Annotated in this window: 10 protein-coding genes and 3 rRNA genes; 4 read left to right on the top strand and 9 right to left on the bottom strand. The window is 67.5% G+C overall.

Annotation, left to right across the window (positions count from 1 at the left end; genetic code table 11):
• Position 1 precedes the first annotated feature (1 nt).
• Entirely contained in the window at positions 2-1,255 is a 1,254-nt protein-coding gene (locus VKK44_RS04470; protein WP_343445562.1) for a VOC family protein, read from the top strand.
• Between the two features lie 21 nt (positions 1,256-1,276).
• Here the strand turns inward: VKK44_RS04470 and VKK44_RS04465 are convergent, their stop codons facing one another.
• The 3 genes from VKK44_RS04465 to VKK44_RS04455 are packed head-to-tail and all read right to left on the bottom strand — an operon-like array spanning position 1,277 to position 5,785.
• The gene (locus tag VKK44_RS04465) at positions 1,277-1,768 is read right to left on the bottom strand and encodes a DUF4233 domain-containing protein (RefSeq protein WP_343445561.1); all 492 of its coding nucleotides are present in this window, start codon (positions 1,766-1,768) and stop codon (positions 1,277-1,279) included.
• Positions 1,765-3,108, bottom strand: a complete 1,344-nt coding sequence (locus tag VKK44_RS04460) for a bifunctional folylpolyglutamate synthase/dihydrofolate synthase (RefSeq protein ID WP_343445560.1) — start codon at positions 3,106-3,108, stop codon at positions 1,765-1,767. The genes VKK44_RS04465 and VKK44_RS04460 overlap by 4 nt, the downstream gene beginning before the upstream one ends.
• 58 nt (positions 3,109-3,166) lie before the next feature.
• Positions 3,167-5,785 (bottom strand): valine--tRNA ligase, encoded by a 2,619-nt coding sequence (locus VKK44_RS04455; RefSeq protein ID WP_343445559.1) that lies wholly within the window; start codon positions 5,783-5,785, stop codon positions 3,167-3,169.
• A gap of 69 nt (positions 5,786-5,854) precedes the next feature.
• Between VKK44_RS04455 and VKK44_RS04450 the strand changes: the two genes are divergently transcribed.
• Positions 5,855-6,532 (top strand): hypothetical protein, encoded by a 678-nt coding sequence (locus tag VKK44_RS04450; RefSeq protein WP_343445558.1) that lies wholly within the window; start codon positions 5,855-5,857, stop codon positions 6,530-6,532.
• 45 nt (positions 6,533-6,577) lie between these two features.
• Here the strand turns inward: VKK44_RS04450 and rrf are convergent.
• The 3 genes from rrf to VKK44_RS04435 form a co-directional block, all read right to left on the bottom strand.
• Positions 6,578-6,694: ribosomal RNA gene (gene rrf / locus VKK44_RS04445) — 5S ribosomal RNA — on the bottom strand.
• Positions 6,695-6,778: 84 nt separating this feature from the next.
• A 23S ribosomal RNA gene (locus VKK44_RS04440) occupies positions 6,779-9,889 on the bottom strand.
• Positions 9,890-10,267: 378 nt separating this feature from the next.
• A 16S ribosomal RNA gene (locus VKK44_RS04435) occupies positions 10,268-11,782 on the bottom strand.
• Together the 16S, 23S and 5S rRNA genes form the textbook arrangement of a ribosomal RNA operon.
• Positions 11,783-12,424: 642 nt before the next feature.
• Here VKK44_RS04435 and VKK44_RS04430 point away from each other — a divergent pair.
• A complete protein-coding gene (locus VKK44_RS04430; protein WP_343445557.1) occupies positions 12,425-12,646 on the top strand; it encodes a hypothetical protein in 222 nt (73 codons plus the stop codon).
• A 5-nt stretch (positions 12,647-12,651) separates the two neighbouring features.
• Here the strand turns inward: VKK44_RS04430 and VKK44_RS04425 are convergent, their stop codons facing one another.
• Positions 12,652-13,449, bottom strand: a complete 798-nt coding sequence (locus tag VKK44_RS04425) for a carbon-nitrogen hydrolase family protein (RefSeq protein ID WP_343445556.1) — start codon at positions 13,447-13,449, stop codon at positions 12,652-12,654.
• A 40-nt stretch (positions 13,450-13,489) separates the two neighbouring features.
• Positions 13,490-14,323: an EamA family transporter gene (locus tag VKK44_RS04420; protein WP_343445555.1), complete on the bottom strand. Its 834-nt coding sequence runs from the start codon at positions 14,321-14,323 to the stop codon at positions 13,490-13,492.
• 26 nt (positions 14,324-14,349) lie between these two features.
• Here VKK44_RS04420 and VKK44_RS04415 point away from each other — a divergent pair, with 26 nt between their 5' ends.
• Positions 14,350-14,988 carry a helix-turn-helix domain-containing protein gene (locus tag VKK44_RS04415; RefSeq protein WP_343445553.1) on the top strand — a complete coding sequence of 213 codons (639 nt, stop codon included), beginning with the start codon at positions 14,350-14,352 and terminating at the stop codon, positions 14,986-14,988.
• A 24-nt stretch (positions 14,989-15,012) separates the two neighbouring features.
• Here the strand turns inward: VKK44_RS04415 and clpX are convergent, their stop codons facing one another.
• Entirely contained in the window at positions 15,013-16,305 is a 1,293-nt protein-coding gene (clpX, locus tag VKK44_RS04410; protein ID WP_343445552.1) for an ATP-dependent Clp protease ATP-binding subunit ClpX, read from the bottom strand.
• Positions 16,306-16,414: the final 109 nt, after the last annotated feature.

The raw sequence follows: 16,414 nt of genomic DNA, 5'->3' as shown, positions 1-16,414 counted from the left end.
TGTGGCGAATGGCGGGAACCGCACCATCGCGCCGGTACGCAAACTGATCGGCGCGGTGCTGGGCACCGTGGCCACCTTCGTGACCCTGTTCGGGCTCGGCATGACCAGTTGGGCGATCGTGGCGCTCGGCGTCGCGCTGCTGGTACTCGCGATCGCCCTGGCCATGGTGCGCGGCGGCGGGCGCGCCTGGGTGGTCGGCCTGGGGCACGTGCACAGCGCCTCCGAACCACCCACGCAGTACGCGTTCGGCCGCTGCGAGCTGCAACTGGTGATCGACGCCCCGGGGCTGCCACCCCGCTCCAAGAAGATCATCGAGCCGCGGGTGCCGGTGGCCAAGTGGCCGTCGCTCGGCCAGGCGCTGCCGGTCCGGGTGGCCCTGGACGACCAGCGCCACGTCCGGGTGCTCTGGGACGAGGTGCCCACCCACGCCGAGAGCGCCGCCACGGTCGCCGACCTGCCGCCCGAGTACGCCGGGTCGGAACAGCCGCTCGACGAGCCGCTCTTCGGCCAGGAGGCGCCGCCGTGGGCCGAACGCGCCCCGGAGGACGACTTCCGCGACGACTACCCGCCCGCCCCGGACCCGCTGCTGGACGACGTCACGCTGCGCGGCGAGGAGCGCGAGCCGGTGGTGGTGCACCAGCGGCCCGGCGGCCCGGTCGTGCTGGAGGGGCAACTGGTCGAGCCGACCAGCCTCGGCCCGCTCCCGCGCCGCGCGCCGGCGCCCCGCCCGGCGGCCGAGGAGCAGGCCCCCGACACGGTGCCGGTGGAGTCGATCGACGTCCCGCTGGACGCCCCCGGGTCCGCCACGACGCCCACCCCGCAGGAACTGGACGAGGCCATCTTCGGTCCGGCCGGCGACGCCGAGCCGGACGAGCTGGCCAGCCCGATCAGCGGGGTCGGCATCACGCTGCTCGTCACCGACCTGGACCGGTCGCTCGACTTCTACCGCGAGCTGGGCTTCGACGAGATGGACCGGGGCGAGGGCAACGCCGTGCTCTCCTCCGGGTCGACCCGGCTGGTGCTGCGCCGGGTGACCGGGGCCGCCCCGATCAGCCGCCGGCTGGTGCACGTCAACCTGGAGGTCGACGACATCCAGGCGGCGTACGAGCGGCTGCGCGAGTCCGGCGTGCGGTTCACGTACGCCCCGCGCGTGGTCAACCGGGGCACCAAGCTGGAGGTCTGGGCCGCCGCCTTCCGCGACCCCGACGGGCACGGCGTGGCGCTCACCCAGTGGCGCACGCTCGCCGACGCCTGAGCGACACCCGGCGGGCCGGCCTCAGCCGAGGATGACCCGCCGGACGTGCCACGCGTACGCCCACACCAGCGCGAAGATCACGCCGAGCCCGAACAGCGACCAGTGCAGCAGCCCGGAGAGCAGCAGCAGACCCTGGAGCACGGTGCCGGCGTGCCACGCCCAGGCGCGGCGCATCATGCCGGCCAGCACCACGCAGGCCACCGCCAGCGCGACGATCACGCCGATCGCGGCGCCGCCCAGGTCACCGCCGACCAGCCGGATCGGCTGGATGGCCAGCAGCAGCACCAGCGCCTCCAACGCGAGCGTGCCGGCGCCCAGCCCGCGTACCGCCCGGTCCGGGTTGCGCAACCCGGACCGGCGCACGCCGGCCGGGGCCTCCCCGCCGGTCCGCGCCGCCTCCGGGCGCGGCTCCGCCTCCGGGCCCTGCGCCGCCTCCGGGCCGGGCTGCGGCTCCGGGCCGGGCTGCGGCTCCGGGCCGGGCTGCGGCTCCGGGCCGGGTCGCGGGCCGGTCATCGCTTGAGCAGCCGACGCGCGTCGGCCACGGTCACCACCGAACCGGTGATCAGCACGCCCACCCCGGCCAACTCGCCCGGCACGTCGGACTCGGCCTCGGCCACCGCCGCCTCGATGGCATCCGGCATCTCCGGGGCCACCTGCACCCGGTCCGACCCGAAGACCTCCCGGGCCAGCTCGGCCAGCGCGTCGACCGGCATCGCCCGGGGCGAGCTGTTCTCCGTCACCACGATCGTGTCGAGCACCGGTTCGAGCAGTTCGAGCAGGCCGGCCGCGTCCTTGTCGCCGAGCACGGCCAGCACGCCGACGAGTTTGCTGAACGCGAACTCCTCCTGGAGCGCGGTCACCGTGGCGGCCATCCCGTGCGGGTTGTGCGCGCCGTCGAGCAGCACCGTCGGGGCGGTACGCACCCGCTCCAGCCGGCCCGGGGAGCTGGTCGCGGCGAAGCCCTCGCGGACCGCCTCGATGTCGAGCTGCCGCCGCGCGCCGGCGCCCAGGAACGCCTCCACCGCGGCCAGCGCCACGGCTGCGTTCTGCGCCTGGTGCGCACCGTGCAACGGGATGAAGATCTCCTCGTACACCCCGCCCAGGCCCTGGATGGTGAGCACCTGGCCGCCGACGGCGACCGCCCGGCGCATCACCCCGAACTCGGCGCCCTCACGGGCGACCGTGGCGTTGACCTCGGCGCAGCGTTCCAGGATCGGCCGGGCCGCCTCCTCCTCCTGCGCCGCCGCGATCACGGTGGCGCCGGGGTGGATGATGCCCGCCTTGTGCAGCGCGATGTCCTCGATCGTGTCGCCGAGCCACTCGGTGTGATCCAGCCCGATCGGCGTGATCACCGCGACGCCGGCCTGGATCACGTTGGTCGCGTCCTCCGCGCCGCCGAGCCCGACCTCCACCACCGCGACGTCGACCGGGGCGTCGGCGAACGTGGCGAACGCCAGCGCCGTGGTCAGGTCGAAGTACGTCAGCGGCTCGGCGGAGCGCTGGTCGACCAGTTCGGCCAGCGGGGCGATCTCCCGGTACGCGGACACGAACCGTTCCTCGCTCACCGGCTCGCCGTCCAGGCTGATCCGTTCCCGGACGGTCTCCAGGTGCGGGCTGGTGTAGCGCCCGGTGTGCAGCCCGAACGCCCGCAGCAGCGAGTCGATCATCCGGGCCGTCGAGGTCTTGCCGTTGGTGCCGGTCAGGTGGATCGACGGGTACGCCCGCTGCGGGCTGCCGAGCAGGTCCAGCAGGCTCTCGATCTTCTCCAGCTCGAACCGCATCCGGGTGAAGCCGCGCCCGTTCAGCGCGGCCTCCACCTCGACGAACGCGGCGTGGTCGGTACGGTCACTCATGCGGAGCCACCTTCCGTTCGCGACTGCGGGGCCCGCAACACCGGCTCACTCCTCGCGCTCACGATGTCAGCGCCTCCAGGGCGGCGTCGATCCGGGCCAGGTCCGTCTCGGCCACCGCCAGCCGCTCCCGGATCTTTGCGACCACCGGCTCGGGCGCCTTGCCGACGAACGCCGGATTGTCCAGCTTCGCCCGCGCCTGGGTGGCCTCCTTCTCGGCCGCCGCCCGGTCCTTAATGAGCCGCGCCCGCTCGGCGGCCACGTCGATCGCGCCGCGGGTGTCGAGCGCGACGCTCACCTCGCCGGGCATGGCCAGCGTGGCGGCGGACTGGAAGTCGTCGCCGGGCGCGTCGAGCCGGGCCAGCGACCGGATCAACGGCTCGTGCGCCGCGATGCCCGCACCGGCCAGGCCGTCGAGCCGGGCGGCGACCCGCTGGGTCGGCCGCAGCCCCTGGTCCGAGCGGAACCGGCGGACCTCGGTCACCACCCGCTGCAACGTGGCGACCTCCGCCTCCGCGGCGTCGTCGATCCCGGTACGGTCGACCGCCGGCCACTGGGCCCCCAGCAGCGTCTCCGCGCCGGTCAGCGCGGTCCACAGCTCGTCGGTGACGAACGGGATCACCGGGTGCAGCAGCCGCAGCAGCTCATCGAGCACGTGGCCCAGCACCCGGCGGGTGGCGTCCGCCGCCGGCCCGCCCTCGGCGAGCACCGGCTTGCTCAGCTCCACGTACCAGTCGCAGACGTCGTCCCAGGCGAAGTGGTACAGCAGGTCGCAGACCTTGGCGAACTCGTACCCCTCGAACTGCTCGTCCACCTCGGCGGTGACGTGCGCCAACCGGGACAGGACCCACCGGTCGACGGTCGACAGGTCGCCGGCCGCCGGCAGCGGGCCGCCGGTGTGCGCGCCGTTGAGCAGCGCGAACCGGGTGGCGTTCCACAGCTTGTTGCAGAAGTTGCGGGAGCCCTGGCACCACTCCTCGCTGACCGGCACGTCCTGGCCGGGGTTGGCGCCGCGGGCCAGCGTGAACCGGGTGGCGTCGGCGCCGAACCGGTCGATCCAGTCCAGCGGGTCGACCACGTTGCCGAACGACTTCGACATCTTCTTGCCGTGCTCGTCACGCACCATGCCGTGCAGCGCCACCACGTCGAACGGCTGCACGCCGTCCATCGCGTACAGGCCGAACATCATCATCCGGGCGACCCAGAAGAACAGGATGTCGTAGCCGGTGACCAGCACGCTGGTCGGGTAGAACTTGGCCAGGTCCGGCGTCTGCTCCGGCCAACCGAGCGTCGAGAACGGCCAGAGGCCGCTGGAGAACCAGGTGTCCAGCACGTCCTCGTCCTGGTGCCAGCCCTCGCCGGTGGGCGGGGCCTCGTCCGGGCCGACGCAGACGATCTCACCCGCCGGGCCGTACCAGACCGGGATGCGGTGGCCCCACCAGAGCTGGCGGGAGATGCACCAGTCGTGCATGTTGTCCACCCAGGCGAAGTAGCGCTTGGCCAGCTCGGCCGGCTCGATCTTCACCCGGCCGTCCCGGACCGCGTCGCCGGCCGCCTTCGCCAGCGGCCCGGTGTTGACGAACCACTGCAACGACAGGCGCGGCTCGACCGTCGTCTTGCACCGGGAGCAGTGCCCCACCGCGTGCAGGTACGGCCGCTTCTCGGCCACGATCCGGCCCTGCTCCCGCAGCGCTGCCACGATCGCCGGGCGGGCCTCGTACCGGTCCAGGCCCTGGAACGGCCCCGGCGCGGTGATCACCCCACGCTCGTCCATGATCGTCAGCGAGGGCAGGTCGTGCCGCTGCCCGATCTCGAAGTCGTTCGGGTCGTGCGCCGGGGTCACCTTGACCATGCCGGTGCCGAAGGTCGGGTCGACGTGCTCGTCCGCGACGATCGGGATCCGCCGGTCGGTGAGCGGGAGCGCCACCTCGGTGCCGATGAGGTGCTGGTACCGCTCGTCGTCCGGGTGCACCGCGACCGCGGTGTCGCCGAGCATCGTCTCGGCCCGGGTGGTGGCCACCACGACCTCGTCGCCGTAGCGGATCGAGACCAGCTCGCCCTCGTCGTCGGTGTGCTCGACCTCGATGTCGGAGAGCGCGGTGAGGCAGCGCGGGCACCAGTTGATGATCCGGTTGGCCCGGTAGATCAGGCCGTCGTCGAAGAGCTTCTTGAACATGGTCTGCACGGCCCGGGAGAGGCCCTCGTCCATGGTGAAGCGCTCACGGTCCCAGTCGACCGCGTCGCCGAGCCGGCGCATCTGGCCCAGGATCGCGCCGCCGGACTCTGCCTTCCACTGCCAGACCCGCTCGACGAACTTCTCCCGCCCGAGATCGTGCCGGGACAGCCCCTCGCCGGCGAGCTGCCGCTCGACCAGGTTCTGGGTGGCGATGCCCGCGTGATCCATGCCGGGCAGCCAGAGCGCCTCGAAACCCTGCATCCGCTTGCGCCGGGTGAGCGCGTCCATCAGCGTGTGCTCGAACGCGTGGCCCATGTGCAGCGAACCGGTGACGTTCGGCGGCGGGATGACGATGGCGAACGGCGGCTTGTCGCTCTGCGCCGACGCCCGGAAGTGCCCGCCGGCTACCCACTGCTCGTACCGTCGCTGCTCTACCTCGCCGGGCTGGTACTGGCCGGCAAGCGTCGGGGCGTCGGGGCGTCGGGCATCCAGTCTCTCGGTCACCCTCAAAGTCTACGGAGCGCTTCCGGAGACCTGACGTGCGCCACCGGTGATTCGCGTACGGTGGCGGACATGTCCGACGCGCATCTCACCGAGCGTCAGGTCGACGGGGGTCACGGTCCGGTCGAGCTGACCGACGAACCGATCCGACTGAGCCGCCGCGACCCCGCGCTGGAACCCGAACGACGGCCCGTGTCGCGGCGCCGGAAGGTCGTGCTGGCCGCCGTGCTGGCGGCCGGCCTCGCCGGCGCCGGCGCGCTCGGCCTGGGCGGCTGGCGGGTGTTCCAGCAGAAGGACACCGAGCTGACCCCGCCGGCCGGAGTGGCCGGACTCACCCGGGACGACAGCGAACGGGCCCGTAGCACCGCCGAGTACCTGCGCGACGGATTCGCCGCCGACATCGAGCTGGACCGCAGCTTCGGCACTGTCTACACGGACCCGGCGGACGCGAAGCGGTCGGTGCTGCTGTTCGGCGGCACCACGCTGCTCTGGCAGCCCGAACGGGACCTGGACACGCTATTCGACCTGATGGCCGACGAGACGGGCAGGGTCGCCGCGGTACGCGAGGTCGACGCCGGCCGCCTGGGTGGCGTGATGAAGTGCGGCACCACGAGCGGCGACGGCGGCGACTTCGCGGTGTGCGGCTGGGCCGATCACGGCAGCGTGGCGATGGGGATGTTCCCGGGCCGTGCGGTCGACGACGCCGCGACGTTGTTCCGGAAGATCCGCGAGGGCGTGCAGCGCCGGTGAAACGCAGTCAGGGCCACCCCGATGGGTGACCCTGACTGAAAGATTGTCCGGCGGTGTCCTACTCTCCCACACCCTCCCGAGTGCAGTACCATCGGCGCTGGAGGGCTTAGCTTCCGGGTTCGGAATGTAACCGGGCGTTTCCCCTCCGCCATGACCGCCGTAACTCTATGAACATATCAACCAACAACCCACACACAAGGGGTCTGGTGTTTGTTCAGAGTTGCACAGTGGACGCGTAGCAGCTTAGTAGTCAAGTCCTCGGCCTATTAGTACCGGTCAACTGAACCCGTTACCGGGCTTACATTTCCGGCCTATCAACCCAGTCGTCTAGCTGGGGGCCTTACCCACTCAAAGAGTGGTGGGATACCTCATCTTGAAGCGAGCTTCCCGCTTAGATGCTTTCAGCGGTTATCCCTTCCGAACGTAGCTAACCAGCCGTGCCCCTGGCGGGACAACTGGCACACCAGAGGTTCGTCCGTCCCGGTCCTCTCGTACTAGGGACAGCCCTTCTCAAGTATCCTACGCGCACGGCGGATAGGGACCGAACTGTCTCACGACGTTCTAAACCCAGCTCGCGTACCGCTTTAATGGGCGAACAGCCCAACCCTTGGGACCTGCTACAGCCCCAGGATGCGACGAGCCGACATCGAGGTGCCAAACCATCCCGTCGATATGGACTCTTGGGGAAGATCAGCCTGTTATCCCCGGGGTACCTTTTATCCGTTGAGCGACACCGCTTCCACATGCCAGTGCCGGATCACTAGTCCCGACTTTCGTCCCTGCTCGACCTGTCAGTCTCACAGTCAAGCTCCCTTGTGCACTTGCACTCAACACCTGATTGCCAACCAGGCTGAGGGAACCTTTGGGCGCCTCCGTTACCCTTTAGGAGGCAACCGCCCCAGTTAAACTACCCACCAGACACTGTCCCTGAACCGGATAACGGTCCGAAGTTAGATACCCAAATCAACCAGAGTGGTATTTCAAGATTGCCTCCACCCATACTGGCGTATGGACTTCACCGGCTCCCACCTATCCTACACAAGCTAATTCAAATACCAATGTCAAGCTATAGTAAAGGTCCCGGGGTCTTTCCGTCCTGCCGCGCGTAACGAGCATCTTTACTCGTAATGCAATTTCGCCGGGCCTGTGGTTGAGACAGTGGGGAAGTCGTTACGCCATTCGTGCAGGTCGGAACTTACCCGACAAGGAATTTCGCTACCTTAGGATGGTTATAGTTACCACCGCCGTTTACTGGCGCTTAAGTTCTCCGCTTCGCCCCGAAGAGCTAACAGGTCCCCTTAACGTTCCAGCACCGGGCAGGCGTCAGTCCATATACATCGAATTACTTCTTCGCATGGACCTGTGTTTTTAGTAAACAGTCGCTTCCCCCTGCTCTCTGCGGCCATACAACGCTCCACCCGCGCGGGGCTTCACGTCTCCGGCCCCCCTTCTCCCTAAGTTACGGGGGCAATTTGCCGAGTTCCTTAACCACAGTTCGCCCGATCGCCTCGGTATTCTCTACCTGACCACCTGTGTCGGTTTGGGGTACGGGCCGCTAAGAACTCGCTAGAGGCTTTTCTCGGCAGCATAGGATCACTGACTTCACCTGAATCGGCTCGGCATCACGTCTCAGCCTACATGCGCCACGGATTTGCCTATGGCACGGCCTACACGCTTACCCCGGCACAACCACCGGCCGGGCTCAGCTACCTTCCTGCGTCACCCCATCGCTTGACTACTACCCGCCAGGTTCCCACGCTCACCACCATCAGTCCGAAGACCTCCAGCAGCTCGGATGGTTAGCACAACGAGGTTCGTCAGGGTCGCTCTTTCGCGGGTACGGGAATATCAACCCGTTGTCCATCGACTACGCCTCTCGGCCTCGCCTTAGGTCCCGACTCACCCAGGGCGGATTAGCCTGGCCCTGGAACCCTTGGTCATCCGGCGGAAGGGTTTCTCACCCTTCTTTCGCTACTCATGCCTGCATTCTCACTCGTGCCGCGTCCACGACTGGGTCACCCCGTCGCTTCACCCCCGGCACGACGCTCCCCTACCCATCCACACACCTGCACCCGATATCAAGACCGGGCGAAGTAAAAATGTGAATGCCACAGCTTCGGCGGTGTGCTTGAGCCCCGCTACATTGTCGGCGCGGAACCACTTGACCAGTGAGCTATTACGCACTCTTTAAAGGGTGGCTGCTTCTAAGCCAACCTCCTGGTTGTCTATGCGACCCCACATCCTTTTCCACTTAGCACACGCTTAGGGGCCTTAGCTGGTGATCTGGGCTGTTTCCCTCTCGACTACGAAGCTTATCCCCCGCAGTCTCACTGCCGCGCTCTCACTTACCGGCATTCGGAGTTTGGCTGATTTCGGTAAGCTTGTGGGCCCCCTAGACCATCCAGTGCTCTACCTCCGGCAAGAAACACGCGACGCTGCACCTAAATGCATTTCGGGGAGAACCAGCTATCACGGAGTTTGATTGGCCTTTCACCCCTAACCACAGGTCATCCCCCAACTTTTCAACGTTGGTGGGTTCGGCCCTCCACGCGGTCTTACCCGCGCTTCAGCCTGCCCATGGCTAGATCACTCCGCTTCGGGTCTAGAGCATGCGACTGAATACGCCCTATTCAGACTCGCTTTCGCTACGGCTCCCCCACACGGGTTAACCTCGCCACATGCCACTAACTCGCAGGCTCATTCTTCAAAAGGCACGCCGTCACCCCGTAAGGCTCCGACGGATTGTAGGCGAACGGTTTCAGGTACTATTTCACTCCCCTCCCGGGGTACTTTTCACCATTCCCTCACGGTACTTGTCCGCTATCGGTCACCAGGAAGTATTTAGGCTTACCAGGTGGTCCTGGCAGATTCACGGCAGATTTCAGGAGTCCGCCGCTACTCGGGAACACCCACAGAAGACCAGCAGCTTTCACCTACCGGACTATCACCGTCTACGGTCAGCCATTCCAGACTGTTCGACTAACCACTGGCTTTGTAACTTCTCCAACAGATGTCAGTCTGTTGAGCAGGGTCCCACAACCCCGACCACGCAACCCCTGACAGGTATCACACGCAACCGGTTTAGCCTCAATCCGCTTTCGCTCGCCACTACTCACGGAATCACTATTTGTTTTCTCTTCCTGCGGGTACTGAGATGTTTCACTTCCCCGCGTTCCCCCCACACACCCTATGTGTTCAGGTGCGGGTGACATCACATGACTGATGCCGGGTTTCCCCATTCGGACACCCTGGGATCACAGCTTGGTTGACAGCTCCCCCAGGCCTATCGCGGCCTCCCACGTCCTTCATCGGCTCCTGGTGCCAAGGCATCCACCGTTCGCCCTTGACAACTTGACCACAAAGATGCTCGCGTCCACTGTGCAATTCTCAACAAACAACCAACCCACAACCCTCAAGCCCCACACCAAACCCGACAACCGCCGGCGGTATGCGAGACCAGGCCATGCCTGGCAACCTTCACGGACTCCCGCCCGCACAAGGCTCCGAAAAAACAACCCACAGGTTGTTCCTTCAGGACCCAACAGGGTGCTCTACGCCATCCCCCAGCCGCACCAGGGACTCCGTTCCCACCACTCCCGAAGAAGCAGCTGTACTAGAAGAACCCCGGCCGTTGCCGAAGAAAAACTCACCAGTGTCTCCGCCATCTGAGCACCCCGACCCGACATTCGCGGGCCGCGGGCTCCATACCAGCTTTCGCCGGATGGTGCTCCTTAGAAAGGAGGTGATCCAGCCGCACCTTCCGGTACGGCTACCTTGTTACGACTTCGTCCCAATCGCCAGCCCCACCTTCGACGGCTCCCTCCACAAGGGTTGGGCCACCGGCTTCGGGTGTTGCCGACTTTCGTGACGTGACGGGCGGTGTGTACAAGGCCCGGGAACGTATTCACCGCAGCGTTGCTGATCTGCGATTACTAGCGACTCCGACTTCACGGGGTCGAGTTGCAGACCCCGATCCGAACTGAGACCGGCTTTTTGGGATTCGCTCCACCTCACGGTATCGCAGCCCATTGTACCGGCCATTGTAGCATGCGTGAAGCCCTGGACATAAGGGGCATGATGACTTGACGTCATCCCCACCTTCCTCCGAGTTGACCCCGGCAGTCTTCGATGAGTCCCCGCCATAACGCGCTGGCAACATCGAACGAGGGTTGCGCTCGTTGCGGGACTTAACCCAACATCTCACGACACGAGCTGACGACAGCCATGCACCACCTGTGACCGCCCCCGAAGGACCCCCCATCTCTGGAGGTTTTGCGGCCATGTCAAACCCAGGTAAGGTTCTTCGCGTTGCATCGAATTAATCCGCATGCTCCGCCGCTTGTGCGGGCCCCCGTCAATTCCTTTGAGTTTTAGCCTTGCGGCCGTACTCCCCAGGCGGGGCGCTTAATGCGTTAGCTGCGGCACAGGGAACCGGAGAGGCCCCCCACACCTAGCGCCCAACGTTTACAGCGTGGACTACCAGGGTATCTAATCCTGTTCGCTCCCCACGCTTTCGCTCCTCAGCGTCAGTATCGGCCCAGAGACCCGCCTTCGCCACCGGTGTTCCTCCTGATATCTGCGCATTTCACCGCTACACCAGGAATTCCAGTCTCCCCTACCGAACTCTAGCCTGCCCGTATCGACCGCAGGCCTGGGGTTGAGCCCCAGGTTTTCACGGTCGACGCGACAAGCCGCCTACGAGCTCTTTACGCCCAATAAATCCGGACAACGCTCGCGCCCTACGTCTTACCGCGGCTGCTGGCACGTAGTTGGCCGGCGCTTCTTCTGCAGGTACCGTCACTTACGCTTCGTCCCTGCTGAAAGAGGTTTACAACCCGAAGGCCGTCATCCCTCACGCGGCGTCGCTGCATCAGGCTTTCGCCCATTGTGCAATATTCCCCACTGCTGCCTCCCGTAGGAGTCTGGGCCGTGTCTCAGTCCCAGTGTGGCCGGTCGCCCTCTCAGGCCGGCTACCCGTCGTCGCCTTGGTAGGCCATCACCCCACCAACAAGCTGATAGGCCGCGAGCCCATCCCAGGCCGAAAAACTTTCCACCACACACCATGCGATGCGAGGTCATATTCGGTATTAGCCCCCGTTTCCGAGGGTTATCCCAAAGCCTAGGGCAGGTTGCTCACGTGTTACTCACCCGTTCGCCGCTCGAGTACCCCGAAGGGCCTTTCCGCTCGACTTGCATGTGTTAAGCACGCCGCCAGCGTTCGTCCTGAGCCAGGATCAAACTCTCCAACAAAAACTTTGTCGGACACAATGTCCTGGCAACAAAAGTGTTGCCAAAGGAATCCCGACCAAATCAGACCAAAGCCTGACCAGTCCGGGGTATAAAACAATTGGCACTGGCTTATCAAGCACCCTGTTGAGTTCTCAAAGAACAACCACACACCAACCCGAAGCCCTGCATCGCAGGACCCCCGCTTGGGGCAACCTCTCTAACTTACCCGGCTCGACTTTCGTTGTCAACCTCATGTTTCGAGGTGGTCAACTTGGTGCGAACCGACCCACGCTGACGCTCGCCGTTTCCGGCGGTCGTTGCTGTCGTGGTTTCCGGCGGACCGGCCGGCGCCGCTCTCGCAGCCACCCGCCCGGCTCCCTGCCGGCTTCCGAACTCTACCCGGCCGGCTTCGCGTTTGCAACCCCGTGTTCCCGGAGTCTTTCCGCACCGCCCGAATCCTCAGTCTGGCTCGGCGTCACCGCCACCATCCTGGTGCCCGCTCTCGGCCGGTTTGCCCCGGCTTCCCGCGTGCAGAGAGAAAGTTACGCGGAGCCGTCCAGGAAGGCAAATCAATGATCGTCACTATCTACGACCGATCGGGTTCCGGGGACTCCGCCCGTGGAGAGGGTCCCAATCGGAACCCGCCGTGCCAGAGTGGTCCGCATGGCTGACCCGTCCCGGCTCCCGCCCCTCGCCGAGGAGGCTCTGCTCGGTCTCCTGCTGCCGTTCTGGCAGCTGGTCATCGGCGCGTTCGTGCTCGCCGTGCTGGTGTTGTCGGTGGGACGGCTGGTCCGGCGTGGCCCGTCCCGGATGACCACCGCCCTGCTGGTCACCGCGGCGGCCATCGCCTGCTTCGCGGTGCTGGGCGTACTCCTCGAGACCTGAGCCGGTCAGAGCCGGCGGTTGGCGAGACTGGGCAGCTCGGCCCGGATGGTCCGTAGCCGGTCCAGGTCGATCTCGGCGACCGTCAGGCCCGGGCCGTCCGGAACCTGGCTCACCACCGTCCCCCACGGGTCCACCACCATGCTCCGCCCGAAACAGGTCCGGCCCGGGTCGTGGTCGCCGGTCTGACCGGCCGCCGCCACGAAGCACTGGTTCTCGATCGCCCGGGCCCGGAGCAGCACCTCCCAGTGGTCCCGCCCGGTGTGCATCATGAACGCGGCCGGCACGACCAGGAGTTCCGCGCCGCCGTCGACGGCGAGCTGCCGGTAGAGCTCGGGAAAGCGCAGGTCGTAACAGATCGACAGGCCGACCCGGAGACCTTCGACGTCGACCACCACGGGCTTCTCCCCCGGAGCCACGGTGGCCGACTCCTGATAGGAGACGCGGCCGGGGATCTCCACGTCGTACAGGTGGATCTTCCGATACGCGGCGGCGAGCGCGCCCTCGCGGTCGAAGACCAGCGAGGTGTTCCAGGTATGTGCCGGGTCCGGGCCGGCCTCGTGGAACGAGCCCGCGATCACCCAGAGGCCGAGCCGGCGGGCGGTCGCGGCGAAGAACCGCCCCACCTCGCCGTCGACCGGTTCGGCCGGCGGCATCCGGTCGGCGGGGCCGAGATAGTCGACGTACTCCGGCAGGAGCGCCAGGTCGGCGCCGGCCTCGGCGGCACCGACCAGCAGGGCCTCGGCGGCGGCGAGGTTCGCCGCCCGGTCGTCGCGGGCGTTGAGCTGGCAGACGGCGACGCGCATGAGGAAAGGGTACGGGCTACCGGCCGCCGGGCGACAGGTCTCAGACGCTGGCCAGTACGAGCGCGGCGGCGGCGAACCCGAGCCCGGCCAGTTGCACCGGCCGCAGCCGTTCCCGGTCCACGGCGAGCGCGAGCAGGACCGTGCTCGCCGGGTAGAGCGAGGCGATGGCCGCCACCACGCTGAGATGGCCCCGCCCGGCGGCGGCGAGGAAGAGCGCGTTCGCCGCGGAGTCGAGCAGTCCGGCGGCGGCGGCCCAACCGAGCACCCGCGGGCCCAGGCGCAGCCGGGCGCCGGTGCGGGCGGCGAGCGCCAGCCCGAACGCGACGGAGCTGACGCGCACCGCCAGGACCGGCCACATGCCGGCGCGCTCGTCGGCCTGGCCGAGCAGCGCGAAGAAGATGCCGAAGAGCAGGCCGGCGGCGAGCGCGGTGCCGATGATCCGCCCCGACAGGCGGCCGGCGCCGCCGCGCTGCCCGAGGCTCACCAGGGCGATCGCCACCACGGCGAGCCCGGCTCCGCTCAGCGCGACGGCGCCCGGAGAGTCGGCGACGAGCAGACCGGCGACGATCGGCACGATCGCGGCGGTGATCGCGGTGACCGGTGCCACGACCGCCATCGCGCCGGTGGCGAGCGCGCGGTAGAGCAGCACCACGCCGGCGAAGCCGGCCACCCCGGCGAGCAGGCCCCATGTCACGTCGGCGCGACTCGGTGCACCGGGGACGACGAACACGAGCGCGACCAGCAGCGGCAGGCTGAGGCACTGGGAGACCACGGTCACCGCGATCGGGTCGGCGTGCCGGGAGGCCTTGCCACCGGAGAAGTCGGCCGTGCCGAATGCGATCGCGGACACCGCGGCGAGCACAATGGGAAGCATCCGGCAGTCGTACCACAATAGTGACCGTGAAGGATAGTATTATGACCGACGGCGGTGGACGGGTGGGCGCGGTGACCGCTGCGGTCGCCCGACAGGTACGCGAGCTGCGGGCCGCGCGGGGCTGGTCGTTCGAGGAACTGGCCGGCCGGTCCGGGGTCAGCAAGGGGATGCTGGTGCAGATCGAGGGCGCCCGCACCAACCCGAGCATCGGCACGCTCTGCCGGGTCGCCGACGCGTTCGGGGTCAGCATGGCCCGGCTGCTGGAGCCCGTCGAGGAGAGCAGCGTACGGATCACCCCGGCCGACCGGGCGCCGGTGCTGTGGCGCGGGGCGCACGGCGGCGCCGCCCGACTGCTCAGCGGTCTGGGCGAGCCCGACCTGGTGGAGCTGTGGGACTGGCGGATGCGGCCCGGCGAGGCGTTGCACTCCCCCGACCACGCCCACGGCACCCGGGAGATCCTGCACGTGCTCGACGGCGCCGTCACGCTCACCGTCGACGGGGTCGACCATCAGGTCGACGCCGGCGAGACGGTGGAGTTCCACGCCGACCGGGAGCACGGCTACCGCACGGCCGGCGACGAGCCGGTGCGCCTGATGATGGTGGTGGTCACCCCGTCGGGCGAGTGGGACCGCCGGACCCGCTCACGCGGACCGCGCCCGAGCTGACCCGGGCGCGGTCGCGACGGGCGGTCAGGCCGACTTCTCCTCGCGGTCCCGGCGACGCCGGCCGGTGAACTCGCGGGGCACGATCGTCGGGTTGACGTTCTCCAGGACGGCCTCGCGGGTGATCAGCACCCGGGCGGCGTCGGGGTTGCTCGGCACCTCGTACATCACGGAGAGGAGCACCTCCTCCATGATCGCCCGCAGGCCACGGGCGCCGGTGCCGCGGAGCATGGCCTGGTCGGCGATGGCCTCCAGCGCCGGCGGCTCGAACTCCAGCTCGACGCCGTCCAGCTCGAACAGGCGCTGGTACTGCCGGACGAGCGCGTTGCGCGGCTCGGTGAGGATCCGGACCAGCGCGCTGCGGTCGAGGCTGCGCACGTTGGTGATCACCGGGAGCCGGCCGATGAATTCCGGGATCAGCCCGAACTTCAACATGTCTTCCGGCATGACCTGGCTGAAGATGTCGTCGGTCGACCGCTCCGAGACCGACCGGAGCCGGGCGCCGAAGCCGGTGCCGCCGGAGCCGGTGCGGGACTCGATGATCTGGTCGAGGCCGGCGAACGCGCCACCACAGATGAACAGCACGTTCGTGGTGTCGATCTGGATGAACTCCTGGTGCGGGTGCTTCCGACCGCCCTGCGGCGGCACGTTGGCCACCGTGCCCTCCAGCATCTTCAGCAGCGCCTGCTGGACGCCCTCGCCGGAGACGTCGCGCGTGATCGACGGATTCTCCGACTTGCGGGCGATCTTGTCGACCTCGTCGATGTAGATGATGCCGGTCTCGGCGCGCTTGATGTCGTAGTCGGCGGCCTGGATCAGCTTGAGGAGGATGTTCTCCACGTCCTCGCCGACGTAGCCCGCCTCGGTGAGCGCCGTGGCGTCCGCGATCGCGAACGGGACGTTCAGCATCCGGGCCAGCGTCTGCGCCAGGTGGGTCTTGCCGCAGCCGGTCGGGCCGAGCAGCAGGATGTTGGACTTGGCCAGCTCGACGCCGTCACTGCCGGCGCCCGGAGCGCCGGCGGCCTCGGCCTGGATCCGCTTGTAGTGGTTGTAGACCGCGACGGCGAGCGCCTTCTTGGCCTGCTCCTGACCGACGACGTAGTTGTCGAGGAACTGGCAGATCTCCATCGGCTTGGGAAGCTCTTCCCACTTCACCTCGCCGGACTCGGCCAGCTCCTCCTCGATGATCTCGTTGCAGAGATCGATGCACTCGTCGCAGATGTAGACCCCGGGGCCCGCGATGAGCTTCTTGACCTGCTTCTGTGACTTGCCACAGAAGGAGCACTTCAGTAGGTCGCCGCCGTCACCGATCCGTGCCACCTACGTTCTCCCTGCACTCATCGGCCGGAGCGCCGGCCCTGACCTGCGGACGCCACCGCGCCCGTCCGTCCTGTCGTCCTGCTGTGCTGTCGGATCCAGCCGATCCGAC

The organism is Micromonospora sp. DSM 45708 (assembly GCF_039566955.1).
In the GTDB taxonomy this organism is placed as follows: Bacteria; Actinomycetota; Actinomycetes; order Mycobacteriales; family Micromonosporaceae; genus Micromonospora.
This window is presented reverse-complemented; position numbering and strand designations above follow the sequence as displayed.

Coding starts and splice junctions, on each gene's coding strand:
- VKK44_RS04465 (WP_343445561.1), bottom strand. CDS start 1,768: ATGACCGGCCCGCGACCCGGCCCGGAGCCGCAGCCCGGCCCGGAGCCG.
- VKK44_RS04460 (WP_343445560.1), bottom strand. CDS start 3,108: ATGAGTGACCGTACCGACCACGCCGCGTTCGTCGAGGTGGAGGCCGCG.
- VKK44_RS04450 (WP_343445558.1), top strand. CDS start 5,855: ATGTCCGACGCGCATCTCACCGAGCGTCAGGTCGACGGGGGTCACGGT.
- VKK44_RS04430 (WP_343445557.1), top strand. CDS start 12,425: ATGGCTGACCCGTCCCGGCTCCCGCCCCTCGCCGAGGAGGCTCTGCTC.
- VKK44_RS04425 (WP_343445556.1), bottom strand. CDS start 13,449: ATGCGCGTCGCCGTCTGCCAGCTCAACGCCCGCGACGACCGGGCGGCG.
- VKK44_RS04420 (WP_343445555.1), bottom strand. CDS start 14,323: ATGCTTCCCATTGTGCTCGCCGCGGTGTCCGCGATCGCATTCGGCACG.